Raw genomic sequence first — 25,442 nt, 5'->3', positions numbered from 1 at the left:
AGTTTTCTAGACAAGCATCCTTGCCATAGCGCGACGAACAATCAATCTTGTTGATACAAGCATTACTGACAGGAACAGGTATTATGAAATTTAAAGGACTAGACGATTTCACTCACACTCAAGAAGATAAAATAGGTGTGTTAATTACCAACTTAGGTACTCCCGACGCACCAACACCACAAGCTTTACGAGTTTACCTCAGACAATTTCTGTCTGACCCTCGCGTTGTAGAAATTCCGCGACTTATCTGGCTGATAATTTTACACGGCATTATTTTACGCATACGTCCTAAAAAGTCGGCTAAAGCCTATGCCTCGGTTTGGACGGAGCATGGTTCACCATTGCTTTCGCACACACAAGAGCAGGCAAAAGCCTTAAGCAAGAGGCTAGAAACCAAATTGGGTGACCAGGTTGTTACCAAGTTTGCGATGCGTTACGGCAACCCTTCCATCGACAAGGTAATGAATTCAATGCTAGAAGAAGGTGCTCGACGCTTAGTGATCCTTCCCTTGTATCCTCAATACTCAGGTTCGACTACCGGTTCCACCTTTGACGCGGTCTCTACAGAACTAACAGCGCGTCGCTGGGTGCCTGAACTCCGCTTTATAACTTCTTATCACGACCATCCGCTGTATATCAAAGCAATGGCCGATAAAATAAAACAGTTTTGGTCTGAGAACGGCCAGGCTGACAAGCTCATGCTATCTTTTCATGGTGTCCCCAAACGATACTTAGAGTTAGGTGACCCATACTACTGTCATTGCCAAGTCACTTCTCGACTATTAACTGAAGCGCTGGATATTGATGCGGATAAAGTTATCACAAGCTTTCAGTCGCGTTTTGGTAAAGCTGAGTGGCTTAAACCGTATACCGACCACACCTTGAAATCACTCCCCGATAAAGGCGTCTCATCTGTTCAAGTATTTTGCCCTGGTTTTTCATCAGACTGTTTAGAAACGCTTGAGGAAATTGCCGTGGAAAATCGAGATTATTTTCTAGAAGCCGGCGGACAAAGTTATCAGTATATCCCTGCGTTAAACTCAGATAGGAGCCATATTGATTTACTAGAATCGATAATCGACAGCAACCTTCAAGGATGGGAGGTCAAGGCTCAGGATTATCAGGCACGTGAACGCAGGTTTAAAGGATGTCCTTTACACCAGTAATACTAAACAGACCTTCTAGCATGGCGCCTGAAGGTCTTTTCACTGATGCGTTCACAAGTTTAAGACTGCTGCCGATCCTTTATTTGCTGATATACCAAATCAGCATCCTGGGTTCGCTTGGCATACTCTCTCATATCGCCCATTCTTTGAGCCTCGAAAGCGTAGGTCAGCTTTCTTTCATATTCCTTAATCAAGCGTTTCATTGTGTGTTGCTTAAATAGATTGATCATTGCGCTATTTCCTATTTATAGAGGGTACTTATTAAATACGTCTGTATAAGGGAAATAGATTACAATCATCCGGCAAAAGACCATTATTCAGGGAACCAACAGCTGTGTAGTGGTCAACTAAAACTGGCCAGCCCGTTATAAGTTTTTTCGTAAGCCTGTTCAGTCAATAACGGTGACATACCACCATTATGATGATGAGGCCGATGACGATTGTAGTAACCATTAATGTATTGATCGATAGCTGCTTCTGCTTCCATAAACGATTCATATCCTGATCGCGGCATCCATTCTGTTTTAAAGCTTCTAAAGAATCGCTCCATTGGCGCATTATCCCAGCAATTTCCTCTGCGACTTAGGCTTTGTCGAATGCCATAACGCCATAGCAGCTGACGATAGGATTGGCTTGTGTAATGACAACCTTGATCGCTGTGAAATAGCACGCCCTTCGGTTTGCCACGACTTTCATAAGCCACTCTCAATGCCTTCTTGGTTAACTCACTGTCGGGACTCTTAGATTTGGCCCACCCAACAACACGCCTTGCATATAAGTCGATAACGACCGATAAGTACAGCCAACGAGACCCCGTCCAAACATATGTCACATCACCACACCAAACTTGATTAGGCTGTTCCGGACTGAAGCAACGACCCAACACATTTGGAATGAGCACATGCTCTTTCTCAGATTTAGCGTACTTATGTGCCGGCAATTGGCGGCTAACCAAACCTTCTTGCCTCATGAGCTTGTTCACTAACCAGCGACTCACCTTAAAGCCGGATAATGCCAGCAGAGTTACCAAAGTACGCTCCCCCGCAGAACCATTACTAATTCCAAACCAACGCTTGAGTTCAGAAATCAATCTAAGGCGTTGCGGCTCTATCTCTTGAGGGCGGTCACACCAATATCTGTAGCTGCTGCGATGAACATTAAGTACGCGGCATAGTCGAGATACCGACCAGCTCCCTTGCTGCGCTTGGATTAACGAAAACCTTTGATCGAGTCCTGCATCAAGAGAGCTGAAGCCTTTTTTAAAATCTCGTTGTCTCCCTCTAGTTGTTTGATCTTGCGTTCCAACTCGCGAATTTTTAATTGATCTGGAGTGAGAGGTGTAGCACTCGACAACCTACCGTTTCGTTCTTCTTTTAATTGTCGCGCCCATTTATCGACCGTGGACTTACCAAGGCCTAAGCTATCCGCGACATCTCGGACACTGCGCCCTTTATCAACAACTTCTTGTGCAACTTCGAGTCTAAATTCTGGAGAGTATGTTGGTCTTGTTCGTTTGCTCATTTTGATACCTAGTTAGTTGATGGTGATAATATCACCTCTAATTAGGTGGCCAAAATTAGTGTGCCACTACATTTCCTTCTTTATATGTAACTGGGTAGTAGCCAGGATTGGCTTTTACTATGATTGAGTCCGCAAATGCATAAAAGGGAGGAACAAACCCCAGCAACGTCACACAAATTGTAAGCAGAAAACTCCGTCTAAAAAACAAATTCATATACTCACTAATTTTTAAAATTTCATCAGTATAAAACAGCCCTTTCCAAAGCTATCCATATAAGCCTTCAAATTAATTATGACTTTAAAAGTAATAATTCAATACTTTGATTAGATATAGGCCTCTTATATTAAACGCTAGTATTTCCCTTAAACAGTATAGGTGAGAAAGACTTACCATGAGCACCAATATACCAGCAAATATCTACTTCAACCTTTCCGTCAACCACAAGATGCTGGGATCTATGACCTATAAAAAATATCTGAATTTCAAATAGTATGTTTTTAACGAGCATTCAGTAAATTTTTATCTGCTTTTTATATCACCAATTTTATTCAAAATAGATCGTGCATATATGGTCATACCGATTTTGGTAGGCATCTATTCAAGCTTATAGGAGAGTAATATGAACATCTCAGTCAACACACGAACAGCTTTTATTAGCCCTGGCGTTAGATTCGACCTTGAGCGAAGATTAGGACGAATGTATCGAAAGGCTGCAGGGTCTATTCAACGAATCAACGTTAACCTAGAAGATGTGAATGGCCCAAAAGGCGGCGTTGATAAACAATGCAAAGTTAAGGTTACACTGTTCGGGCTCCCGTCGATTCTTATTACTACTAAACGAGACAGCACAGAGAAAGCATTTGTAGATGCATTACAAAAAGTAAACCAGACCTTGTTTCGTAAGCTCAAAAAACATAATCGAGTTCGCAGAGCTACTCCCTTGCTCGACGTTACTGAAGAGGCCAATGAAGCCAAACTGGTTGTTTAACCTCTAGCAACAACAGGCTGCAGATCGATCAACCCTGACTGGGTGAATCGCTGACGCAGTCTGCTTTTGACGCTGCAACAAAACCTTTAATCAAGACACCGTATCCTCTCTCCGCGAAAACACCTTTAAAAATCAGGTCACAAAATAACTATACGAATTTACCCCTCCGCTCAGGATAGTTAGAGTCAATGATCTACTGTGATTTTTCAGGTAGTTTATGAACTACCCAGTATCCCACACTCATCGCGAAGACTAGTACTGCGGTGGCATAAACATACTCTGGTTGAACCTCTTTGTAATCCAGAATAATCACCTTTCGCGCTACCGCCATTAGGGCAGTAGCCATCACAATCTTTACATGAATCACATCATCACGTAGATAGACGGTAATATTGATAAGGATCTCAATGGCAATCAAGACTGCCATGAACGCCCCAAACGTTGCCAACATATCAGAGATAGTGAGTATAAACAGCGGCGGTGTTATGAGCTTTTGATACAGTGTCCAGCCAACATCAATAACGCCCATCACAATAACGACAGCCATCAATATTGAGAGTAACCGGACGCAGTACCGAACCAAGACATAAATACGAGAAATCAAAATACTTTCAGTGTCATTTTTCATCTTAAGTGTCCTATTAATAAGGTATTGAATCACTCACTATTTAACAACAGGAGACTCAAACCCTTCTGGCTTCAAAGTCAGCACTGAGCAATTGACCTTACCCAAAATAGACTCTGCGGTATTGCCTATGATCATGCCAGCAACATTTGAACGGCACACAGTCCCCATCACCAAGATATCAATTGACTGATCATCGACGAATTTGGGTATTTCATTCTTGGGCTGCCCCTCAACTAAATGTATCTCTCGAATACGCCGCTTAGCATGCCCCGTTAGGGCGTCAACTCTCTCTTTCCTAGAGTGCTTTTCTTCTCTTGCCATAGCTCCGACCTCGAAGTCACTGCGCCGCCCCCAAGTACTAAGATACCCTTCACCCGCAAGGTGCCAGATATGAACAATATGCAGCTCTGCGCGATATAACTCCGCCAGGCTCAAAGCTGCATCAAGTATCTGCTGATTCAAGCCGCTATCAACATCAATGTTACTTACATCGATAGCTGCGGCTATTTTCATTTCAGGGCACATTTTTTGGTGGCCAATCGCGAAAGTTGGCGTGGGTGACTTACGCATCAGGTGCATCAAAGTGCTTCCCATAACACTACTATCTTTCTTGTTGGTACTAGGCTTAGAGATGGCAATACAATCATAGTGGCCCCGCAACGCACTTAATATAAGATTGATAAATGCCACGCCTGTTACAACTTCGCGCTCAAATAACACATCAGGAAGCTTTTTTTCTAAGAGCGCAATCATGGCATCCAGCCGCTCAAGCTCAACATTGATTGCGTGCTCTAGGAGTGTCGCAGGAGAGGCTCTCATATAACCCGAGATTCTAGAAAAGTCAGCGTCTTCGATTACAGTAATAAACTTAACCTCTAGCGGTTCATCATTGTCACTCCTCAAGCCGATAAGCTCACCCAAGCTTGGAGCAATTCCACCTCCTGGAGAAATAGGTACCATAATATGATTCAATTTCATTTTTAGTCCCTCTCATAATTTGGAAAATATAATCCAACACTTGACAGCACTAATCATCAACTAAAACGATTAAAAGCTAAGCCATTATTTCAACTATTAATGCTCGTAAAAATCAGATTTTAGCTAAATGATTACTCGATTTTAACGAACATAAAGTTATGCTAAGAGTATTGCAGAATATAAAAAAACCCCGCAATGCGGGGTGTCTCGAAAGTTCGCTCGAGCAAGGGAGTTAGAATGGTTTGTATTCGATAGCTTCATACAGCTACTTAATATAGCCTCAGTTTCTCAATGAACATTCCCTTAAAAAAGCAGTTTAATTCGTTCATTTAATAAGGAATTTTCTGACACAGATAAATCTTCGCCTAGATCTCTTTGGGGGCTTAAGTCTCTTTCGCGCTAACACCACATTGAAAGAGGAGGGTTGGCAGTCACACACCTTAAAATATCAGTGCGGGAGACAATCCCCACTAAACGATGCTCAGCATCCACAATAGGGATTGCATCCAAGCTATACATGACTAAGGCCTTGGCCACTCTACGAACATCTGTCACAGGATCCGCTGAAACAACAGATTTCCCCCTTGTTTGGATAACACTCGATAATGAAGTGTCCCGCCCCATTTGAACCGACGATTGAGACAAGAGCTTAGCGTATATTTGTTGGCGAGAGATTACTGAAACTAGCTGCCCTTTATTATCCAGAACAGGAACTACCTGATAATGCACCTGTTCGAATAACTCAAGTACGTATCCCCATGTATCGCTTAGCTGAACACTAACGACCGGTTGGCTCATAACTTGGTAAGCATGATAAACAGCTTCTTGCTGTGAGTTTTTCTTAAGCAAATTCTGATATTCAGAAATCGCTTTGACGGGCACATCATAGGAACTTCTGGCTTGCTCATTCTCTTCAAGCTCTACTTCTGTATAATTTAAACTCGGTATTGTCGAGGTATTGGCGGGTTTCTCAACCTTCCTAAGCTTTTCCAACGGCCCAGCGAAGGCCCGTCCACTCGGTGAATATACATAGAACATAGCAAAATCCCCCAATACAATTTATACGACTTAGATCATCCCGCCTTTCTGGGATCGATAAAAGTAGCTTTTTACTTACTAAACGGTCGCTTTTTTCGATCATAAGGAAAGCTTCTACAATACTGAAAATAAACATTAAGCTGACACTAAACAAACCATCATCGAAAAAACCGATCTAAAATCACATTATCTTCGTATATAACTTGCAATATTGATGAATTACGATTGTCAGTCAATACACCTTAGGGGGCTTAGCATGAGACATATCAATTACAACCACCTGCTATATTTTTGGACCGTCGCTCGAGAAGGCTCCGTCGCAAAAGCAGCTGAGTCTCTTCATTTAACGCCTCAAACAATCAGCGGTCAGCTGAAAATGCTTGAAGAAACTATCGGTGAGCCTCTGTTTCAAAGAGTGGGTCGCGGCCTAGTTATCACCGAGATGGGGCGCATGGTTGAGCAATACGCCGATGAAATATTCAGCCTGGGCGCTGAGCTTACTCAACGAGTCAAAAGCAAGCAGCCCGGAGCACCAATTACTTTCAATGTTGGAATCGTAAACTCCATTCCCAAACTCATCGCTTATAAACTTCTCGAAGCAGCTATGAAACTAGATGATCCGGTAAAAATCGTCTGTATGGAGAGCGACCTAGATAGCTTGCTTGGAGATTTAGCCGTTCACAAACTTGATTTGGTGCTATCTGATCGCAGTATTCCTACCGGGCTCAATGTTAAAGCCTTTAGCCATGAGCTAGGTTCTAGTAGCTTATCTTTCTTTGGCACAGACGAATTGCGGCACCAACATTCAGGAGAGTTCCCTGAATTGCTAAATGAGGCACCCGTTCTTCTCCCTCTGAATGATCATGCTTTACGTAGAAGCTTGGATGATTGGTTTGATCAGGTAGACATATCACCAAATGTCATCGCAGAGTTTGACGATAGTACATTGCTAAAAGCATTTGGCGAAGGCGGTGCAGGTTTTTTTCCTGCGCCATCAGCCATGGCAAGCCAAGTTGAGCGCATGTATAACGTTAAGTCGATTGGTGAGATAAACAATGTTAGCGAACACTTCTTTGTTATTTCACCAGAGCGAAAATTGAAACATCCGGCTGTCGTTGCAATTACCGATGCAGCACGACGAAGCTTTTCATCTATTAGCCAAGCATCTTAGCTGCCGCTTCATCTGAAATTCCGCGCATGCGGCGCAGCATATAACGTTTTGCTTTGGCAAAGCTCTGTTCAATCGCGACACCACAATTTTCGCTCTCTACCGCTAGCTGTAAGTGCTCCCCTACACATGGGTGAATATTCAGCTCACAGTAGTAAAGAGCTCTATTATCATGTTCTTGTTGGCGTTCCTCTATCAACAGATTTACTGATTCAATATCAGTGTTAATGCCACTCAGGTGAAAGGAATAGTAAAGATCGACTGTTCTGCTCCAGTTACGCATTACGTGCTCACTTACATTTAGGTACAGCATAATTTCAACTCCGTGTTTTTTTACTATGCTAACGACCAACTACCCTAGGTATCCATAAGTTATTCACTCATAAATACTTCGAAGTATCCGAAGTATTTATGAGTGGCAATTTAAATCCATGCTTTCCCCCAGCCGTTTGGTTAAAGATCCAAAAAAAATTGATCAGTTTTTTTCGATCATATTGAGCTGAATATTCGACTTTTTCATAGCTAGGTAAAAGCATATAAATGTCTTCTCATCATTTAAAGCAAGGACCTACCTATGACAAAAGTTTTTCGAGAAATGGTTGAGCATGACGCAGCAGGGGGAATTCTATTAATTCTCGCGGCTTTGGCGGCACTCATCATGGCGAATACAGCTTTCAATGGTTTCTACCAAGGTGTGCTTAACTTACCCGTCACCATTCAATTCGGCTCCTTTGAAATTGCTAAACCGCTATTGCTTTGGGTCAATGATGGCTTGATGGCACTGTTCTTTTTCTTGGTCGGCCTAGAAGTTAAACGAGAAATTATTGAAGGCCACTTATCTTCAAAAGACCAGATAATACTACCTGCTATTGCCGCTGTGGCGGGCATCATTGCTCCCGCTTTAGTTTATGTTAGCTTAAATCAACAAAATCCGGCGGCACTTCAAGGCTGGGCTATTCCATCGGCAACTGATATCGCCTTTGCTTTAGGTATATTTAGTCTGTTCGGCAAAAGCCTACCACTGACCCTCAAGCTATTCCTGCTCTCGGTTGCTATATTTGATGATATCGGTGCGATAGTCATTATTGCCATTTTTTACTCACAAGACCTATCAACAGCCTCTCTTGCCGTTGCCATTTCAGGTCTGTTTGTTCTAGGCCTGTTGAACCGATTCAAGGTGAGCAAACAAGCGGCTTACATTATTGTCGGTATCGTTGTGTGGGCAGCCGTACTCAAGTCAGGTGTTCATGCTACGCTAGCGGGTTTCATCGTGGCTTGGTTTATACCAATTAACGTGGCCACTGAAGACGGACACCCAATGTTAAAGCAAATGGAACACAGCATTCAGCCTTGGGTTGCCTTTATGATACTGCCTGTGTTCGCATTCGCGAATGCCGGTGTCAACTTAATCGGGATCGGCACTCATGATCTATTTAACTCAATTACATTAGGTATCGCGCTTGGGCTGTTTTTAGGCAAACAACTGGGAATCTTTGGCGCTTGCTGGCTGGCGGTGAGATCAGGTATCGCAAGCCTGCCAAAAGATACCACATGGCCTCAATTATATGGTGTATGCGTACTGTGCGGAATTGGTTTTACCATGAGCTTATTCATCGGCACACTCGCTTTTGAGAGCCATGACCCAAGCTATCACGACAGCGTCAAACTAGGTGTTCTGTTAGGGTCAGTTATGTCAGCTGTGATGGGGGCCATCATTATTATAAGAAGCCGAAACAATAAAGCTGTATAAAGCGGCACACTCTAATGCACCAACCTGTGCCAAAGAGGGCTGACTCGTTAAATAAATAGCACTCTTTGGTACAAAATTTCGTTTATATAGATCCACTAAGCAAAATTCAGCGTACAAACACTAGGTAGATATTATTTTTTATTTCCCTGATTTTTAAGACGAGGTGATTTCTGATATGTGGAATAAAGCACGAAGCAGTGCCCCCTTGCTCATCATAATAACTTTGCTGAGCCTCATATTGGAAGGCTGCTCACTACTTGGTATACGCACTACAGATGAGGCTCGCTATACCGTTGAAAAGAAGGTCGGCAATATCGAAATAAGACGATACGAACCTGTCATGATAGTTGAAACCTACGTAAATGAGCCCAACTTTCGTGATGCAACCGACCAATCCTTTAGACGTTTGTTTGACTATATTTCTGGGGCCAATGTTTCTGCCAATGACATTTCGATGACAGCACCAGTCATCGCTGAACCACAGGAAGAAAAAGGTAAAATAGTTGCGATGACCAGCCCTGTTATTGCGAGTCCGAGCAAGACTGAGAACGAACGGCAAGGCTGGATTTTGAAATTTGTGCTACCAGACAAGTTCACTATTAACAATTCTCCTCAACCTACAGACCCGCTTGTTTGTCTTCGTGAGGTTCCTGAAAAACGAGTTGCAGCGATTAGCTATTCAGGATTATGGAGTGAAAGCAATTATCAAAAACATGTCAATCAACTGAGTGACTGGCTCAACAGCAATAATTACTCTTCAATTTCACTAGCTAGTTATGCAGGGTACGATCCACCCTGGGCACTACCATTTCTGCGACGCAATGAGATATTAATTGATGTTCTACCTTAGGTTGATAATTGTGCTCGCCTTAGTGTCGAGCTCTGTTTCATTGAATGCTGAGCCATATCAAACCGGCAGTAAGGAAACGTCGCTAGTAAAAAAAAGCCAGGCTAGAAAACAACAGACTGGCTGGTTTTACGGTGCTTTTACAAGCATCAATTCCTCTTATTATGCCGGCGTAGGAGCTGACACGGTTGCCCTGCCTATTATAGGTTATATAGGTACTAGGTTTAGCTTTTTGGGGCCTCGTGCCAGCTATATCATACATCAGAGTGCTGAACTGGAAGCTTTGGCACTCATCACCTATAAGTCGGTCGGTTACAAACCGAACGACTCAAAGCATCTTGACGGAATGACGAGGCGCCAGAACTCATTGTTTGGCGGTCTGAGTACAAGCCTCAAAAAAGACAGACTGTCGTACACACTTAGCTATCTTCATGATTTACAGAACCATTCAGGCGGACAAGATTTCACCCTTGCAATGTCATACCGTTACAATTACGGGCCATTTTTTTTGACTCCAAAGATCTCTTTAAACTACTTGGATAGCGCGTACAGTAACTACTATTTTGGCGTGCGCGATCACGAATCCAATTCAGATAGACAAGCTTACACTCCCAACACGTCGATCAATCCGTCTGTTAGCCTTAACTTTGCAACGCCAATTTTTCTCAAAGGCTTTACCCGTGCCAGCGTGACACATTCCTGGCTGGACTCCTCGCTATATAACAGCCCTATTGTTAACAACAAAAACCATTGGAAGGTAAATCTTTCTTTCACCCGATTCTTTTGATTTCAAACCTGAATCAAGCTGATGCACCCTTCCAATAAGCCATTACTCCCTGCACTCAGTTTTCAATAACCATTGAGGTCACACAAAATGAACCAATCCAAGGCTGCAGCAATTATCATCGGCGCTAACGGGGGTATTGGGAGCGCAATCCTTAAACGTATGCAATCAGATAGAAGCATCACGACTATTTTTGCGCTGTCTAGGAACGAGCCCCAGAGAAATGAAAGTCAAAAAACAAAAACCGAATGGCTACAAACCGACGCCAAGCTTAGTTCGATTCAGGCTTGCTGCAAACAAATAGCGGACAGTCATATACCTATTCGATATATCGTGATCGCCAGCGGTTTACTACATAGTAAAGAACTCAACATAAAGCCTGAGAAACGTATCGAAGATATCAACTATGAAAGTCTGCATAGCGTTTTTGAGACCAACACGTTCATGCCGATTGTCTGGTTAAAAGAGCTGACCGGGTTACTGAATAAAAATTCAGCGACCACGATTGCTGTATTATCAGCAAGAGTGGGTAGCATTAAAGATAATCGGCTCGGCGGCTGGTATAGCTATCGAGCCTCTAAAGCAGCACTAAACATGCTTCTCAAGAATGCTTCTATTGAATACAGTCGTCGCTTTCCAAAAGCAAAAGTCATTTCATTCCACCCTGGAACCACAGACACCGAACTTTCAAAGCCATACCAAGCGGGCGTTCCAGAAGAAAAACTATTCAAGACCGACTTTGTCGCAGATCGGCTGCATCAACTCTTAGTTGAGTCAAAAGCAGATGGAAAGTTAAGTTTTAAAGATTGGAACAATATGGATATTGAGTGGTAGTAGGCCAGCTCTTGGCTTACTCAGAAACCTAAACCGAACCAAGCTACTAAGGTAACAATTGTTTTACTCAGCCTTTTCTACACGAGCCGTGTCGATTTCTAACTCATGAGTCAATGGCTATCATTGTTCTCCACGGGCGTCCATCACACACTGTATAGTTTGAGCATGTTTTTAGGCAGCCCCTGCAAGGTAATCTTAGGGTAGTGCTTTGTTTGCTGCGATGCTCTGTATCTACATTTTTACTTGTATTGGTAGCCATAAAATAACGCTCTCCTAGACTCGCTCTAATTCGAAAAAAAAGTCCCGCAAAGCGGGACAAAGGTAGATCGATTTAGATAACCACTTCTACTAAGGGGCTGTGATTACCGCATCGACTACATGAATAACACCATTTGAGGTTTCAACATCTGTAATCAACACCGTGGCATTTCCAACCATCAGCATACCCATATCGATATCTACTGTAAGATCTGTATCTGCACGCAATGTCGGTACAGCCGTGCCATTTGCTGCATAGGCAGCTATGGAGTCAATTTCTGTGCCGCTGATTACGTGTTGGCTCAAGATATCTGCCAAGCCACCTAAAGCAAGCACTTCACTAGGTGTACCCACTGCTGCGAACGCTGCATCAGTCGGTGCAAACACGGTGAACGGCCCATCCCCCACCAACGCAGCATCTAAGCCTTCTTGCTGAAGCGCGGCGAGCAAGGTTGTGAACTCTGCATCCACCTCAGCCCCTGCCAAATTAGTCACCAGCTCACCAATGGTAATACTGTCATCTGATAAAGCATCAGCTGATGGTGGCAATAGGACTTTATCAATCGCATGGATTATTCCATTTGATGTATCGACATCGGCAACAATGACCTTAGATGTGTTAATGAATAAGTCTGGGTCATCATAAGAAATTGCCAGATCTTTTGCGGTATATAACGGCGTTGTTGTATTGCCTGACAGGCTGATTGCGGTCAAAGCATCAACTTCAGAGTCCAATACATGATATTGCAGAATATCCCCAAGATTCGTTAGTGCAAGAATATCACCGGCACTATCAAACGCGTCATTATTTGCCACCAAGTCTGCAAAGGCATCATCAGTCGGTGCAAAAACGGTTAGGTCTGGCGTTGTCGCTAAAGTGCTTACTAAGCCAGCCTCAACGACGGCAGCCACCAATGTATCAAAGCGACCATCTGCTTGTGCCGTTTCAACAACATTGAAATAATTTGGTGGAATAAGAACCTTATCTATTGCGTGAATGATACCGTTGTCCGCAACAACGTCAGCGATCACAACTTGAGAGCGGTTAACAAATAGATCATCGCCAGAGACAGATACTTCAATACTCGACGTCTCAACAGTGGGTGTTGTGTTATCCATCATTCCAGCTAAGGATGTAGCTGCTGTCGCGTCAACCGTTCCAGATAAAACATGGTAAGCAGGATATTAGCTAGGTCTGAACGCGCCAGGAACTCATCTGGCGTCACACCCAATGCTGTAAACAATGCATCGAAGGCATCGTCCGTCGGCGCAAATACTGTAAACTCTCCACCACTTAGGGTTTCACCTAAGCCTGCCGCCGCCACCGCAGCATAAAGTGTATCGAAGCTATCGTTGCAGTCAGCGATGTCTGCGATTTAACCCGTGCAAGACGCTGCGCTATCGTTATCGCTGTCACTACATGCTGACAATAATAGTGTTGAACTGGCAAACAACAATACGGATAAACTTTTGGCCCAAGAAAGCCTGTCTAAAAGTCGAGTGGACATAATGTGTACCTTCCCTAAATCATTCTTCAATTTCGTTTTGAGTTAATACCGACATCATTCTTACAAATTAAACATGCGTCGGTGACATTCATCTCGAGCGCTCAAACCAGTTTACGGGGAGGTTGTAAATTCGGATCACAATTAAGTTCTGTTTTCTAAAACGAAACGACATGAAAACACAAAATTATGATCCGTTTTCGCATTCTTCGAGTAAAGGTAATTAAACAGTGTCCGGAGAATAAGCACCTATGCTCGCTAAAGAATATGCTGAAACCAAGATTAGCAATACGAGTGGAAACCCTTATGACCTTGAGAATAATCAGCTGCCACAACTGCCTATCGCAACGCAAATGAAGCTCTATAAATCTATGGAGTCTTACGCCCTGTCACAGCTGGTTTTATTTGCTCAGTTTCCCAGACTACTGAGCTCTTTGAAGTCATTGGTCGAACTAATCGAGAACGAAACTCAAAAATACTTAAGAACCCAGATCTATAACGATGGAAGTGTCTATTTAAAAATCATTTCTCTCATCGATTCTCTTGAGGTAATCGACCATATCGAAGGTTCAAAGCAGCAGAGGAAAGCAGTAAGCAGAAAGCTGAAAAAAAACCTTTCACTTTGGAAAGTCCCTCGCCACCTAGTGATAAAAGTTATCAACGAACACATCAATCAAGAAAACACAGCAGACCAATTTCTTCTGTGTGATCAGGTCCACACGCTGGAAAAACTAAGTAAACAATATAAGAGCGAACGTAATGAACTAATAACTGCAAATTTGAAGCTTGTTTTTAGCGTAGCTGGCAAATTTAGATTCCTCGGAATGCCTTACAACGATTTAGTGCAGGAAGGCAGTATCGGCTTACTTAAAGCCATTGAGCGCTTTGATCCCAGTAAGGGGTTCCTCTTTTCGACTTATGCTTATACTGCCATTAGTCATCACATACATGCGGCTATCGAAAAGCAAGCAAGTGTCGTTCGTAAACCTTACGATCAACTCCGCGATAAAGCAATTGCCGACAAAACGAGGGCAAAGCTAGAACAGCAGCTATCACGACCTCCTAGAAGCCATGAGTTTAGAGCGAGTTTGCCAGATAACATCAGTAATAAAGCACCTTATGTCGAATTAAATACTCATGCGACCGCTAACACAGAATGGTATGCACAGTCTCCAGAACCTGAAGAACACGAACTCATTGGAAAAAACGAACAAGACCTAAAAACACAGGAGCTCCTGTACAAACGAGACCTAAAAAACATCCTAGGGAGCTTAGATCTACGAAAACAAACCATACTCCGAATGCGATATGGCATAGGAATCAACCGCACCTACACGCTAAAAGAGATCAGCGAGATACTCTTCATCTCATCTGAAAGGGTTCGCCAATTATCGCTTCAATCTGAAAAAGAGCTGAACACAATCTTAGAAAGTGAACCAGACACCGATCTGGGCAATGGCAATTGAGATCCATTATTCAATTTGATTCGTAATGATTAATAATGAGAGGAAACGGACTATGAATTTATCAAATGCGATTATTAAAATCGACAAACTACGCTTACGAACATTTATCGGCTTTAATGAAGAAGAAAAAATTAAACAACAAGATATCGTCGTGAATGTCGAACTACATTATTCTGCCAATAAAGCCGCGCAATCAGATCAGGTGAAAGACGCGCTGGACTATAAGATCATTACCAAGCGAATCATTCAACTTGTTGAAGAAGGCAGATTCTTATTACTCGAGCGACTTGTAAAAGAAATTTTGCAAATTTGCACCACGAGTCCCCACACCACCTTCGCCAAAGTAAACGTTGAGAAACCACACGCGCTCCGGTTTGCTGATTCAGTATCACTGACAATGCAGGCCTCAATCCTACCTGAAACTTTGGAGAACTATGCCCATGCTTAGCCCTGAAGCCCAATTAGTTAAAAGCACCTTAGTTGAAATGGGACTTGAAACGCCTCTTGTTCAGACGCCATACACTGACGAACAAAAATATCAGCGAATTAAGGGTTTATTAGCCGAGGTCGTGGCAACTTTGGGGCTAGACCTTCAAGACGATAGCCTGGCTGAAACTCCACACAGAATCGCAAAAATGTACTTGGAGGAGATATTCTCTGGCCTGGACTATCAGAACTTTCCCAAAATAGCGGTTATCGAAAACAAAATGAATGTCGATGAAATGGTTAAAGTCAGTCGCATTAACCTGATAAGTACTTGCGAACACCACTTCGTCACGATCGATGGTTTAGCTAAAGTCGCGTATATTCCCGCAGAAAAAATCATCGGCTTATCCAAGATAAATCGTATCGTAAAGTTTTTTTCACAGCGCCCTCAAGTTCAGGAACGATTAACAAAGCAAATTTTAGTTGCGCTGCAAGTCTTACTCAATACCGACAACGTCGCAGTATCAATTAACGCAACACATTATTGCGTTAAATCCCGAGGTATTATGGATGCAAACTCTGAAACATCAACGACAGCCTTAGGAGGTTCCTTTAAAACCAACCCACAGACACGCGCTGAGTTTCTACAAGAGGCCCATCAATAATTGATTGCTACACAATCAATGGCGGGGACAAACACCATCGCTGTTTATCCCCAGAGCTATCGGCGTGATAGCAAGCAGCGCTGCGCCTAAACAGGCACAGCCAAACCAATCCTATCGCGCAAGCCAAAGCGATTAAGTAGCTTGTAGCTTTTCCAACCCAGCACACTAACCGATGTCATCACTCCTGCCATCATCGCGCCACCAATGCCACAGCTAAGCACATCCTGGCCAGTTAGATACAAGCCGGGAATTCGCGTCTCAGGTCGCAGCCAGTCTTGCTCAAAACGAGAAGGGTCATGATTAAGTCCATAGAGCTCACATTTTTTGTAGGCGCAGAAGAAGTTTGTCGACAAGGGCGTACTGGTTTCGTGATAGTCGATTTTACCTTCTAAGTGAGGCATTTTTTCATAGAGTGCTTTCAGCATACGCTCGGTAAACATGTCTTTGAGTGCTTCGTAGTCCGTGCCTCGTTTCCCCCATGGCTGGTCTTCCCACTTTTCAAACCATTCATAAGGACAAGGCGCAACGATTTCTATCGTCGACTTGCTAGGGTTCTTTCGCTGCCATTCAGGGTCTTTTGCAGACGGAAATGAAATATACACCGCAGGCAAAGGCTTATCTTTGTCATTCTCAAACGCATCCAAAGCACTATCGGCGTCATAATCAGGAAAGATCCAGAAGTTCGTCTTGGGTAGCTTCAATTCTTCAGTGCTGCCCTTCAAACCAATATACATTCCCAAGTGCGCTTTTGATGATTCAACTTCTTGCAGCTTTTTATCATAAGAGAACTTTTTGCTCAGCGCCTGCGGAACCAGGTCTTGAAAGGTATTCATTACGCCTGCAGCACTAATAACCTTATCTGCGTGAATGATATGACCATCAGACATCTCGACACCCAACGCGACGCCCTTTTCAACGACTATTTTTTCGACGCTTGCATAAGTAAGCAAGTCACCACCTGACTGTTGGATAACAGGAATAATCGTATCGGCTATTTTCCAGGCACCACCTTCTGGGTAGTAAGCACCCGATAAGTAATGTCGAGCGATCAGTGCATGAATTAAAAAGCTCGACTGCTTAGGAGGTAAACCACAATCGCCCCACTGCCCTGTTAAGACGCCAATTAACTTTTCATTTGAGGTCAGTCCACTTAAGACTTCATAAGTCGTCTTGTTGAAGTAGTCAGGCAGGCCGAAACGCTTGAGCAGCTTATAGGGCCGAGAAAGTAAGGTTGGCATCAACTTATCCATAACCTTAAGGGGCATGCACCGCGTAATGGCATCTAGCATTTTCAGATAGGAATCAATCGCTAGCTCTTCTTCGGGAAAGTGTTTTAACAAGTCTTGTTTGAAACAATCTCTACCCGCGCGCAAATTGTAAACATCCTCGCCAAAGTGGAAGCGATCGTAATTGCTATTTAGTGGCGCCCATTTCAATTCACCGTCAGTGATAAAGTCGAAAATTCTGCGCATTTGTGATTTAGGGTTGCCCATCTCACCGATATAGTGAACACCTACATCCCATTCGTAGCCATTGCGCGAGTAGCTGTGAGTGTATCCTCCAGCGGTGTAGTGTTGCTCTAATACCAAGACCTTTAACCCAGCCTTAGACAGCATAGCTGCGCTGGTCATACCGCCAATACCCGAGCCAATGACAACGGCATCATAATGACCGTCGACACGCGATGAGCGATAGCGTTTGCCCACTCTTAGCGTACTGGGTTTGAGTGTTTTCTTATTCGTGAGAGGCTGAACGGATTCCTTAGTCATAAGAGCAATTCCTACATGGATAATTAATGGTTAAATCACATAATCCAATTATTACGATTTATTTTAAGTATTGAATCATCACATACAGCAAAAAACTTACATCGTAAAGATTATAGGTAGTTGGCTCAGGAAGATAGTGTCAGTATCAAAATAGTTTTTGTGTGCTCCCGACACCTTAAGTGGGCTAAGAACACCTTATTAAACAAAAAACCGTTAACCAGATAACATTTTAGTATGCTTATACTAAATTTTATCACTATATTCCAACACCTAATGTTGTTTTTAAAACATTACAACCTCTTTTCATACACACATGGAGTTTTATTAAACGTATGAACCTACACCTTAAAACATTATCTTTATTGCTTCCGCTTACCCTACTGACTGCCTGTAAGAATGAAATCACACCAGAATGGGAGCAATATTACTCTCATGCCAGTAGCAATGAATCTCGAGTTGAGTGGCTATCAAATGTCGCCGTCGATGGTTATGGAGAAATAATCAGCGGCGGATCAACGATCCGAACAGGCACGGACCGCCAACAAAATATTTTGCTGGTTAAGCGAAGCAGTGATGGTGAATTAATCTGGTCAACCGATATTGACCTTGCGAAAGGCAACTATCGAAGTGACGATAAGATAACTGATCTCACCCTAGATAGTGACGGTAACAGCTATGCCATTGGTGTTAGCTATATTGTCGAAAATGACATTCAACGCTATGGCTCTTTCCTCGTTAAAGTAGATACTTATGGAGAACTAGTGTGGTCTATTGAGCTATCTAAACACGATGATGCGCGCGATCTAGAGATCCATCAAGACCAGTTATATGTTACAGGTTTTGCCACCCAAGTGTTTAACTTAGATGGCGTCAAACAACTTAAAATTGAACATGAGAAAGCATGGGATATCGAGGTTAATGATGCCGGCGACATCCATATTGTCGGCGCAGAAAAAGCAGCGAAATACAATGCTGCAGGGCAACTGGCCTGGGCTGTTGATTTACCTGCAGACCTTTACCTTCAAGCCGCTCTCGCAGTCCTATCTGATGACAGCATTGTTATCGCGCACAATCAACAAGATGATTCAACACGCATAGCCGGTATCAGTCCAAACGGTCAACCATCCTGGAGTAAAACCTACTACCCGCCACAACAAAGTTATGGACTACCGGGCCCGGCTTTACTGAAGGCAGATTGGCGAGACAATGTAGTGCTCAGCCTTTCTAACGACAAGTCCAGACGCCTAGTTAAATTGAATGAGCAAGGGCGAGAGCTGTGGCAAACCACGAGCCAAAATATTGTTCAAGACTTAGCGCTTGATGAAGACAGTGCAGTGTATGTTGTCGGTGGTGGTAACAACGAGAAATTTGATTCAAGTGGCCAGTTCATCGGTGCAACCGTAGCGACCTCAGGCACTCAAATCACGACAGGCTCCATCGCATTAGAAGGCAATAATATGTACATTGGATATAGCGCAGTCAAGGACGGTGAAATTCAACATTATTTAGCGAAGTTCTTGAACCAATAGAAATACCCAGTCTCACCCTTAAAACAGATTGAACAGGTTTAAATATGAGGTGTTAAGCGAAGGCCTAGATGGAATAGGCCTTCGCGATGAAATCTAGGTTATGCCTTGAGGCTTTGTAAGAACGCGGAAACCATGGAAAGAAAACCCCGCAATTGTCGCAATGCATGACCCTAAACGACGGCACTTCAATTTACTTAAGGTAAGTGCTAAGAGGCTAATCCGAAATACTCTGTCAACGAAGGAATGGGTTCAACATTCGACCAAAAAAGCCCGTCATTTTCAAAGGAGCATCCATCACAGCAAAGCATATACAGTCTTCTTCCATATGCGCTCTTGGCTGGTGAACAGTCTGGGTGTCGGCCAAAATGAAATCATCTTTATGATAATCACCTGCTTTATCGCAAAAACTACCACGCATCACCAAGGTAAATTCATTGCCCTCATGTGTATGCTCTGGGAGTTCTTTGCCTGCAGCGATTCGATAAAACTTAGCGGTGTAGCGTTCATCGGAAATAGGTAATACAAACTCTTTTATGCTGCTTGAAAAGCCTGACCACGATAACTGGTCGAAGTCTTTATCAACAAACCGCCTCAGTGGCGGTGGAATCTCGACCTGCTGATTCGCTGAGTTCAAAGGTTTGTCATTCGCGACAGGATCATCAAGCCGCGCGAGAATATTGTCTAGTACGTTCGCGCCAACCGGCTCAGGCTCCAGGCTAGATAATATATCACCGCCTAAGCTTTCGTAACGTCGTACTTTTGCGGCACACGAACCGCAAGTTTCGATATGACAAGCAACGATAATACCCAAAGCATTAGGTGCCTGCCCAGCAGCGAACTGCATTAAAAGGTCATCGGAAGGATGATAATTAGCCATGTCATATGCTCTTTTGCCAAGTTATCTAGCTTTTTCATTGCTAGTCTGAGTCTCGATTTAATCGTGCCAAGGGGCAAGTCCAATTCCCCTGCAATTTCACTGTGTGATTTCCCTTCAAAGTAAACCTTGTAGACAATCTGTTTTTGCTCGTCAGGTAAGGCTGTGATTAAGTTACGAACAATCAGCGCATTTAGATCACTTTCGACTTCACTTTCTAGAGATTCACCACCCTCTTCATAAAACAAGTCATCAGATTGGACCAAATCAGGGCGACCCTTACGTGCAATATCAATACGTTTGTTACGAACAATCGTATATAACCAGGTAATCGCAGTGCCGGATTCTGGCTTAAAGGTATGCGCTTTTCGCCATGCGGTTAACATGCACTCTTGTAATAGCTCCTCGGCATCTGCTGAGTTCGAACCACACTTAATGGCATACGCTTTCAAGCGTGCAGAGCTTAAGTTAAATAGTTCTATAAACGCACTACGGTCTTGATTTTGAGCAATACTCATTAACAAGGCGTTTAACTTTTGGTTTTCTGGAGTGATGGTAGCCACCGGGCCTTCCTGCAAGAAATCTACGTTTGAATCATTCCTGAAATGTAAAGCATATTACTATTTGGGTAAACCCATTAATCCAATATCTGAGCTATGCCGTATAGTTAGTAGAATCTTTTAATACTTAGGTGAGACATGAAATCAGACGTAGTTATGGACACAGTTATGGACGTAGTCATAATTGGTGCAGGCATGGCAGGATTAACGGCTGCTAAGCAGTTACAACATAGAGGCAAAAAGGTAGCGGTGGTCGAAAAGTCACGCGGAACTGGCGGCAGGCTCTCATCAAAGCGCTTACCACTACCTGACGACCAAAGCCTTACGTTTGACCTCGGCTGCCCTAGTTTCTCTAGCGAAACACCACAATTTAAAGCTCAACTTGATAAGTGGCTGGCCGATGAGCTTATCGTTCCCTGCGCCAATCAGCCAGAGTACTATGTTGGCCGAGAGCGAAACTCCAGCATCACGCGCCACATTGCTAAAGACCTGAACATTCACTTTTCCACCCGGGTTTGTCGCCTCGAAAAGGAACGTGAGCTTTGGCAGGTTTACACTGAATCACCTACTGGCGAGCAGCTGTTCTGCACAGCAGAGCACATTGTAATCGCAACGCCACCTCAACAAGCTTACGACCTATTACCCAAAGGCAATAGTCTCTGCCCTCTAATCGAGCACATTAAAATGGAACCACAATGGGTACTTCTCTTGGCCGTTCGTAGCAGTACAGAACTAAAAATAGATTCTGCACAGCACCCAAATATTAAGTCAATTTCGCCAGAGCACGTTAAACGAGGTGCTAAGCCAGACGATTCAGTGCAGTACTATCAAGTCCAAGCTGGCGAAGAGTGGAGCCAAGAAACAATTAATTGGGAACGAACACGCGTTGAAAGCTATCTATTGAGTGAGTTCGAAGCACTATGCGAACAAAAAATAGATATCATCGTTTCACACTTACATCGCTGGCTATATTCTCTGCCGAGTAATACCCCCATCGACAATAAAGAGAACTACCTTACATGTAGTGAAAAAATACACCTCAGTGGAGACTATCTTGCCACGAATCAATCCCGCCACGGACTTGAGTGCGCCTATTTAAGTGGCATATCGGTAGCAAAACAGATCTAATTTCATTCGGCCTGCGTATGATATACAAGGTTCGTAGTATAAGATATTGGCAACATAAAATAGCAACAAAAAGGGATAATATAAGATGACGCAAGAACATTTACTCAACCTAATCTGGTTTAGAAGTGATCTAAGGGTTTATGATAACCCGGCGCTTTCGGCTGCCATGTCATCCGGGCCTAGCATTGCTGTTTATGTGATATCTGAAGAAACCTGGGATGCCCACAATGAGTCGCCAGCTAAACGATCTCTTATCCTGCGCCAACTAGAAATACTCTCTGGCGCTCTCAGCGAGCTTAACGTTCCCTTTTATGTTCTTACAGCAGAATCCATGCAAAAACTGGAATCGAGTATTTCTGAGTTTGCCAGCCAGCTGAAAGTTTCTCACCTTTTCTACAATGAAGATTATGGACTGAACGAGCGCCGACTCGCCAAGTCGGTATCTGAAAACTTACGTAATCACGGCATTATCAGCCAATCTTTTCATGATCAATGCATCGTTTCTCCGGGCACCTTGAGGAACCAGAAGGGAAGCTACTATCATGTATTCTCGGCATTTAAACGTGCATTTTTAAAGCAGTCGAAGACTTTATCCAGGCACCTGGTCAACAAACCCTCGCCACAACCGCCCTTAACAGTCAAAGCACCAAACTTGAATGTTGCGACGTTTCAAGTCGATTCTCGGTGGGACCATCATTGGCCCGCAGGAGAAGATCACGCTCACGAGCTACTTAATAACTTCATGGAAGAACGCGCAGCCTCTTACCATAAGGCCAGAGATATTCCCTCGCTCGACGCGACAAGTTCACTGTCTCCTTATCTTGCAACGGGTATCGTAAGCACATCACAGTGTTTAAGATCAGCACTAAGCTATAATCAAGGCGAGTTTGAAGGGCGTAATGAAGGCGTCAACACCTGGATAAACGAACTACTATGGAGAGAATTCTATCGCCACCTCTTGTACGCTTATCCGAGGTTGAGCATGCATAAGCCGTTTAAGAAAGAAACAGATCAGCTACCTTGGCGTAAAGACCATCGTTTGTTTGAACAATGGAAGGCTGGAAAAACAGGCTACCCCATCGTTGATGCTGCCATGCGCCAATTAAAAGAAAAAGCCTGGATGCACAATCGACTACGCATGATTACCGCGATGTTTTTAACAAAGCACTTATTAATTGATTGGCGACTCGGTGAAGCGTACTTTATGGAAATGCTAGTCGATGGTGATTTGGCGTCCAACAATGGTGGATGGCAATGGTCAGCCTCGACAGGCGTCGACGCGGTTCCCTACTTCAGAATTTTTAACCCCACACGCCAGTCTGAACGCTTTGACCCCCAAGGACAGTTTATAAGACGCTATGTTCCTGAACTACAAACCTTGGATAGCAAGTCAATACACCAACCAACTAAAGAACAGAGAGCTGCATGCGCTTACCCCGCAGAAATAGTCGAACACGCCCTGGCAACGTCACAAACGAAAGCGGCATTTAAATCGCTTCACAAACAAGCTGATACTGAACAGCTTCCTCTTTTGGACTATTACTCATGAACGATACACCGAGCAGTAAGACTAAAGCGGGTCACTCAACAAGGCTAATAGGTAACCTTATTAGCTGGTTTGACTCTGAGTCTTACTCACCTGACCCCAAAAGGGAGCACGCTACCAACACCGTAAACTGGATGCGTTGCATGCCATTTATTGCCGTCCACTTAGGCTGCCTAGGTGTCATCTGGACAGGCTGGAGCCCCGTCGCCATTGCGATCTGTTTAGCCGCTTTTTGGCTAAGGATGTTTGCGGTCACCGCGTTTTATCACCGCTTTTTTTCTCACAAGAGTTACAAGGCCAACCGCTTTTGGCAGTTTTGTTTTGCCGTGCTAGGCAATTCAGCGTCTCAAAGAGGCCCGCTTTGGTGGGCCGCTCATCACCGGAATCATCATAAGCACTCAGATGAAGAGTCAGACTTACACTCTCCCATTGCTCATGGTTTTTGGTGGAGTCACGTCGGATGGTTCATGAGCGATGAAGGGTTTAAAACCGATTACAGTGTCATAAAAGACCTAGCGAAGTTCCCTGAACTCCGCTTTCTAAATCGCTTTGATAGCCTAGTGCCCGTTCTCTTCGCAATCGGCATGTACATGCTGGGTGAATACTTGGCTTATGCTTTACCAAACTCAGGCGTTAATGGTTTACAAATTCTGGTTTGGGGCTTCTTTATCTCTACAGTATTTTTGTTTCACGCCACCTTCACCATTAACTCTCTTGGTCACGTATGGGGATCAAGGCGCTTTGAGACAAAAGACCAAAGTCGGAATAATGCTTTCCTTGCACTGCTTACCCTGGGAGAAGGCTGGCACAACAATCATCACCGCTTTGCCGTCTCTGCAAGGCAGGGTTTCTACTGGTGGGAGATTGATATTTCTTACTTGATACTGCGTCTATTGAGCTTTTTTAGAATTATTTCTGATCTGAACCCTGTGCCTTCTCGTATCCTAGAAGAAGGTAGACAAAAACGTTCAAGCATAAACGTTCATACTTAAAAAGGCACAATCATCATGTCAGTCGTCGTTATAAAGTCAGAAACACCCGCTAATGTTGTAGAGCGATTCAAGCACCTCTTCCACACGCTCGATGCGAATAACTGCGATAGTGGAATCATTGAAGCAGTCTACGAACCAGACGTATTATTCGAAGATAGCTTTCATCGGATAGAAGGCGTAGCTAACTTTCAAGGGTACTGCGCGTCACTGTATCAGAACTTACTTTCCTGCCAGTTCACCTTCCATGACCAGTGGGTTAAAGACAATGATGCCATGTTAAATTGGACCATGAAATATGCTCACCCGAAGCTAAATAAAGGCAGAATAATCACGATTGAAGGGGCAAGCCTAATACGTTTCAACGACAAAGTGTACTACCACAGAGACTACTTTGATGGCGGGCAATTGCTCTATGAGCACATACCGGTCATGGGGAAACTTATCCAAACTCTAAAATATTTTATGAAGTAGCAGGAGCCGACAATGCTGAATGATATTGAACGTATTTGGGTAATTGGTGCTAGCACCGGGATTGGAAAAGCGCTCGTCACCGCCTTGGCGAAGTTTGATAAATCAATCATAGCAAGCGCTCGCTCAGAAGATAAACTAGACGCGTTGTGCGGACAGACACCATCAAAGTGCGAGCCACAAACGCTAGATATCACCAATGATAGTGCTTGCCAAGCCGTCGTAGAAAAGCTGCAAAGCACTTATCCGTCGATTGATATGGTCGTCGTGAACGCGGGTACGTGTGAGTATATCGATTCAGACGAAATTGATATGAGCAGTATCAAACGCGTGATGGACACCAATTTCACGGCCGCTGTTTCGACCATCAATGCAGCGCTGCCCCTGTTGCGCGAATCCGCCAAACAAGGAAAAACGCCAAAACTGGTCGTGATGTCGAGCAGCGTCACCTATCAAGCGCTTCCCAGAGCACATGTCTACGGCGCTTCAAAAGCGGCACTACGATATTTTACCGAGTGCTTAAAAATAGATTTACAGCAAGAAGGCATTGACG

At 43.7% G+C, this 25,442-nt stretch carries 27 protein-coding genes; 16 read left to right on the top strand and 11 right to left on the bottom strand.

Annotated elements, in window-relative coordinates:
- The first annotated feature begins 83 nt into the window (after positions 1 to 83).
- Entirely contained in the window at positions 84 to 1,166 is a 1,083-nt protein-coding gene (gene hemH, locus A3735_RS11835) for a ferrochelatase (protein WP_068638103.1), read from the top strand.
- 59 nt (positions 1,167 to 1,225) lie between these two features.
- Here the strand turns inward: hemH and A3735_RS29680 are convergent, their stop codons facing one another.
- Entirely contained in the window at positions 1,226 to 1,396 is a 171-nt protein-coding gene (locus tag A3735_RS29680; protein ID WP_156490163.1) for a DUF6435 family protein, read from the bottom strand.
- A 113-nt stretch (positions 1,397 to 1,509) separates the two neighbouring features.
- A protein-coding gene (locus A3735_RS11830) for an IS3 family transposase (protein ID WP_156490229.1) occupies positions 1,510 to 2,687 on the bottom strand; the annotation gives its coding sequence in 2 pieces (ribosomal slippage) (positions 1,510 to 2,429 and positions 2,429 to 2,687; 1,179 coding nt in all).
- 620 nt (positions 2,688 to 3,307) lie between these two features.
- On the opposite strand from A3735_RS11830, the gene A3735_RS11820 reads away from it, so the two are divergent.
- A complete protein-coding gene (locus A3735_RS11820) occupies positions 3,308 to 3,676 on the top strand; it encodes a hypothetical protein (protein WP_068553808.1) in 369 nt (122 codons plus the stop codon).
- A gap of 193 nt (positions 3,677 to 3,869) precedes the next feature.
- Here the strand turns inward: A3735_RS11820 and A3735_RS11815 are convergent, their stop codons facing one another.
- The 3 genes from A3735_RS11815 to A3735_RS11805 form a co-directional block, all read right to left on the bottom strand.
- Positions 3,870 to 4,304, bottom strand: coding sequence for a phosphate-starvation-inducible PsiE family protein (locus A3735_RS11815; protein ID WP_068515468.1), 435 nt, complete (start codon positions 4,302 to 4,304; stop codon positions 3,870 to 3,872).
- Between the two features lie 36 nt (positions 4,305 to 4,340).
- A complete protein-coding gene (locus tag A3735_RS11810; RefSeq protein ID WP_068508639.1) occupies positions 4,341 to 5,282 on the bottom strand; it encodes a universal stress protein in 942 nt (313 codons plus the stop codon).
- A gap of 399 nt (positions 5,283 to 5,681) precedes the next feature.
- Positions 5,682 to 6,320, bottom strand: coding sequence for an HPP family protein (locus A3735_RS11805; RefSeq protein ID WP_068554077.1), 639 nt, complete (start codon positions 6,318 to 6,320; stop codon positions 5,682 to 5,684).
- Positions 6,321 to 6,576: 256 nt separating this feature from the next.
- On the opposite strand from A3735_RS11805, the gene nhaR reads away from it, so the two are divergent.
- Positions 6,577 to 7,491, top strand: coding sequence for a transcriptional activator NhaR (gene nhaR, locus A3735_RS11800; RefSeq protein ID WP_068515460.1), 915 nt, complete (start codon positions 6,577 to 6,579; stop codon positions 7,489 to 7,491).
- Here the strand turns inward: nhaR and A3735_RS11795 are convergent.
- Positions 7,475 to 7,801: a hypothetical protein gene (locus A3735_RS11795; protein WP_068515457.1), complete on the bottom strand. Its 327-nt coding sequence runs from the start codon at positions 7,799 to 7,801 to the stop codon at positions 7,475 to 7,477. The two genes, nhaR and A3735_RS11795, sit on opposite strands and share 17 nt — an antisense overlap.
- Before the next feature lie 261 nt (positions 7,802 to 8,062).
- Between A3735_RS11795 and nhaA the strand changes: the two genes are divergently transcribed.
- From nhaA to A3735_RS11775, 4 genes are all read left to right on the top strand, one after another.
- On the top strand, positions 8,063 to 9,238 hold the full coding sequence (gene nhaA, locus A3735_RS11790; RefSeq protein WP_068515454.1) for a Na+/H+ antiporter NhaA: 1,176 nt from the start codon (positions 8,063 to 8,065) through the stop codon (positions 9,236 to 9,238).
- Between the two features lie 175 nt (positions 9,239 to 9,413).
- Positions 9,414 to 10,088: a heme-binding protein gene (locus A3735_RS11785; protein ID WP_068515449.1), complete on the top strand. Its 675-nt coding sequence runs from the start codon at positions 9,414 to 9,416 to the stop codon at positions 10,086 to 10,088.
- Between the two features lie 10 nt (positions 10,089 to 10,098).
- On the top strand, positions 10,099 to 10,872 hold the full coding sequence (locus A3735_RS11780) for a MipA/OmpV family protein (protein ID WP_197482883.1): 774 nt from the start codon (positions 10,099 to 10,101) through the stop codon (positions 10,870 to 10,872).
- Positions 10,873 to 10,959: 87 nt separating this feature from the next.
- Positions 10,960 to 11,703, top strand: a complete 744-nt coding sequence (locus A3735_RS11775; RefSeq protein WP_068515443.1) for an SDR family NAD(P)-dependent oxidoreductase — start codon at positions 10,960 to 10,962, stop codon at positions 11,701 to 11,703.
- Positions 11,704 to 12,051: 348 nt separating this feature from the next.
- Here A3735_RS11775 and A3735_RS11770 read toward each other — a convergent pair whose 3' ends face one another.
- Both A3735_RS11770 and A3735_RS30920 read right to left on the bottom strand, forming a co-directional pair.
- The gene (locus A3735_RS11770) at positions 12,052 to 13,083 is read right to left on the bottom strand and encodes a fasciclin domain-containing protein (protein ID WP_197485882.1); all 1,032 of its coding nucleotides are present in this window, start codon (positions 13,081 to 13,083) and stop codon (positions 12,052 to 12,054) included.
- 5 nt (positions 13,084 to 13,088) lie between these two features.
- A complete protein-coding gene (locus A3735_RS30920) occupies positions 13,089 to 13,328 on the bottom strand; it encodes a fasciclin domain-containing protein (RefSeq protein WP_255375169.1) in 240 nt (79 codons plus the stop codon).
- A 389-nt stretch (positions 13,329 to 13,717) separates the two neighbouring features.
- Here A3735_RS30920 and A3735_RS11765 point away from each other — a divergent pair, with 389 nt between their 5' ends.
- From A3735_RS11765 to folE, 3 genes are read left to right on the top strand one after another with little or no spacing between them, the layout of a single operon-like run.
- On the top strand, positions 13,718 to 14,932 hold the full coding sequence (locus A3735_RS11765; protein ID WP_068515439.1) for a sigma-70 family RNA polymerase sigma factor: 1,215 nt from the start codon (positions 13,718 to 13,720) through the stop codon (positions 14,930 to 14,932).
- A gap of 52 nt (positions 14,933 to 14,984) precedes the next feature.
- Positions 14,985 to 15,380: a dihydroneopterin triphosphate 2'-epimerase gene (folX, locus tag A3735_RS11760; protein WP_068515436.1), complete on the top strand. Its 396-nt coding sequence runs from the start codon at positions 14,985 to 14,987 to the stop codon at positions 15,378 to 15,380.
- Complete coding sequence (folE, locus tag A3735_RS11755) at positions 15,373 to 16,023, top strand: GTP cyclohydrolase I FolE (protein WP_068515433.1); 651 nt, start codon at positions 15,373 to 15,375, stop codon at positions 16,021 to 16,023. Before folX ends, folE begins: the two co-directional genes overlap by 8 nt.
- 86 nt (positions 16,024 to 16,109) lie before the next feature.
- Here folE and A3735_RS11750 read toward each other — a convergent pair whose 3' ends face one another.
- The gene (locus A3735_RS11750; protein WP_068515429.1) at positions 16,110 to 17,792 is read right to left on the bottom strand and encodes an NAD(P)/FAD-dependent oxidoreductase; all 1,683 of its coding nucleotides are present in this window, start codon (positions 17,790 to 17,792) and stop codon (positions 16,110 to 16,112) included.
- A 332-nt stretch (positions 17,793 to 18,124) separates the two neighbouring features.
- On the opposite strand from A3735_RS11750, the gene A3735_RS11745 reads away from it, so the two are divergent.
- Complete coding sequence (locus A3735_RS11745; RefSeq protein WP_068515427.1) at positions 18,125 to 19,321, top strand: PQQ-binding-like beta-propeller repeat protein; 1,197 nt, start codon at positions 18,125 to 18,127, stop codon at positions 19,319 to 19,321.
- A 232-nt stretch (positions 19,322 to 19,553) separates the two neighbouring features.
- Here the strand turns inward: A3735_RS11745 and A3735_RS11740 are convergent, their stop codons facing one another.
- Entirely contained in the window at positions 19,554 to 20,198 is a 645-nt protein-coding gene (locus tag A3735_RS11740; RefSeq protein WP_068515424.1) for a ChrR family anti-sigma-E factor, read from the bottom strand.
- Entirely contained in the window at positions 20,165 to 20,758 is a 594-nt protein-coding gene (locus A3735_RS11735) for a sigma-70 family RNA polymerase sigma factor (RefSeq protein ID WP_082865284.1), read from the bottom strand. The genes A3735_RS11740 and A3735_RS11735 overlap by 34 nt, the downstream gene beginning before the upstream one ends.
- A 135-nt stretch (positions 20,759 to 20,893) precedes the next feature.
- Here A3735_RS11735 and A3735_RS11730 point away from each other — a divergent pair, with 135 nt between their 5' ends.
- The 5 genes from A3735_RS11730 to A3735_RS11710 form a co-directional block, all read left to right on the top strand.
- A complete protein-coding gene (locus A3735_RS11730) occupies positions 20,894 to 21,883 on the top strand; it encodes an NAD(P)/FAD-dependent oxidoreductase (protein WP_068515418.1) in 990 nt (329 codons plus the stop codon).
- An 85-nt stretch (positions 21,884 to 21,968) separates the two neighbouring features.
- Positions 21,969 to 23,432: a deoxyribodipyrimidine photo-lyase gene (gene phrB / locus A3735_RS11725; RefSeq protein WP_068515415.1), complete on the top strand. Its 1,464-nt coding sequence runs from the start codon at positions 21,969 to 21,971 to the stop codon at positions 23,430 to 23,432.
- Positions 23,429 to 24,421, top strand: coding sequence for an acyl-CoA desaturase (locus tag A3735_RS11720; protein WP_068515410.1), 993 nt, complete (start codon positions 23,429 to 23,431; stop codon positions 24,419 to 24,421). Before phrB ends, A3735_RS11720 begins: the two co-directional genes overlap by 4 nt.
- Positions 24,422 to 24,436: 15 nt before the next feature.
- Positions 24,437 to 24,892 carry a nuclear transport factor 2 family protein gene (locus A3735_RS11715; RefSeq protein WP_082865183.1) on the top strand — a complete coding sequence of 152 codons (456 nt, stop codon included), beginning with the start codon at positions 24,437 to 24,439 and terminating at the stop codon, positions 24,890 to 24,892.
- Between the two features lie 12 nt (positions 24,893 to 24,904).
- On the top strand, positions 24,905 to 25,442 hold a 538-nt coding region (locus tag A3735_RS11710), incomplete at its 3' end, for an SDR family oxidoreductase (RefSeq protein WP_068638101.1).

Source organism: Oleiphilus sp. HI0061, assembly GCF_001635675.1.
Note: the sequence above shows the minus strand (reverse complement) of the source record. Positions and strands in the feature narration are given on the sequence as shown.

What these genes read in the sequence shown, in the direction of transcription:
- hemH (WP_068638103.1), top strand. Translation starts at nt 84, where the DNA reads ATGAAATTTAAAGGACTAGACGATTTCACTCACACTCAAGAAGATAAA.
- A3735_RS29680 (WP_156490163.1), bottom strand. Translation starts at nt 1,396, where the DNA reads ATGATCAATCTATTTAAGCAACACACAATGAAACGCTTGATTAAGGAA.
- A3735_RS11820 (WP_068553808.1), top strand. Translation starts at nt 3,308, where the DNA reads ATGAACATCTCAGTCAACACACGAACAGCTTTTATTAGCCCTGGCGTT.
- A3735_RS11815 (WP_068515468.1), bottom strand. Translation starts at nt 4,304, where the DNA reads ATGAAAAATGACACTGAAAGTATTTTGATTTCTCGTATTTATGTCTTG.
- A3735_RS11810 (WP_068508639.1), bottom strand. Translation starts at nt 5,282, where the DNA reads ATGAAATTGAATCATATTATGGTACCTATTTCTCCAGGAGGTGGAATT.
- A3735_RS11805 (WP_068554077.1), bottom strand. Translation starts at nt 6,320, where the DNA reads ATGTTCTATGTATATTCACCGAGTGGACGGGCCTTCGCTGGGCCGTTG.
- nhaR (WP_068515460.1), top strand. Translation starts at nt 6,577, where the DNA reads ATGAGACATATCAATTACAACCACCTGCTATATTTTTGGACCGTCGCT.
- A3735_RS11795 (WP_068515457.1), bottom strand. Translation starts at nt 7,801, where the DNA reads ATGCTGTACCTAAATGTAAGTGAGCACGTAATGCGTAACTGGAGCAGA.
- nhaA (WP_068515454.1), top strand. Translation starts at nt 8,063, where the DNA reads ATGACAAAAGTTTTTCGAGAAATGGTTGAGCATGACGCAGCAGGGGGA.
- A3735_RS11785 (WP_068515449.1), top strand. Translation starts at nt 9,414, where the DNA reads ATGTGGAATAAAGCACGAAGCAGTGCCCCCTTGCTCATCATAATAACT.
- A3735_RS11775 (WP_068515443.1), top strand. Translation starts at nt 10,960, where the DNA reads ATGAACCAATCCAAGGCTGCAGCAATTATCATCGGCGCTAACGGGGGT.
- A3735_RS11770 (WP_197485882.1), bottom strand. Translation starts at nt 13,083, where the DNA reads ATGATGGATAACACAACACCCACTGTTGAGACGTCGAGTATTGAAGTA.
- A3735_RS11765 (WP_068515439.1), top strand. Translation starts at nt 13,718, where the DNA reads ATGCTCGCTAAAGAATATGCTGAAACCAAGATTAGCAATACGAGTGGA.
- folX (WP_068515436.1), top strand. Translation starts at nt 14,985, where the DNA reads ATGAATTTATCAAATGCGATTATTAAAATCGACAAACTACGCTTACGA.
- folE (WP_068515433.1), top strand. Translation starts at nt 15,373, where the DNA reads ATGCTTAGCCCTGAAGCCCAATTAGTTAAAAGCACCTTAGTTGAAATG.
- A3735_RS11750 (WP_068515429.1), bottom strand. Translation starts at nt 17,792, where the DNA reads ATGACTAAGGAATCCGTTCAGCCTCTCACGAATAAGAAAACACTCAAA.
- A3735_RS11745 (WP_068515427.1), top strand. Translation starts at nt 18,125, where the DNA reads ATGAACCTACACCTTAAAACATTATCTTTATTGCTTCCGCTTACCCTA.
- A3735_RS11740 (WP_068515424.1), bottom strand. Translation starts at nt 20,198, where the DNA reads ATGGCTAATTATCATCCTTCCGATGACCTTTTAATGCAGTTCGCTGCT.
- A3735_RS11730 (WP_068515418.1), top strand. Translation starts at nt 20,894, where the DNA reads ATGAAATCAGACGTAGTTATGGACACAGTTATGGACGTAGTCATAATT.
- phrB (WP_068515415.1), top strand. Translation starts at nt 21,969, where the DNA reads ATGACGCAAGAACATTTACTCAACCTAATCTGGTTTAGAAGTGATCTA.
- A3735_RS11720 (WP_068515410.1), top strand. Translation starts at nt 23,429, where the DNA reads ATGAACGATACACCGAGCAGTAAGACTAAAGCGGGTCACTCAACAAGG.
- A3735_RS11715 (WP_082865183.1), top strand. Translation starts at nt 24,437, where the DNA reads ATGTCAGTCGTCGTTATAAAGTCAGAAACACCCGCTAATGTTGTAGAG.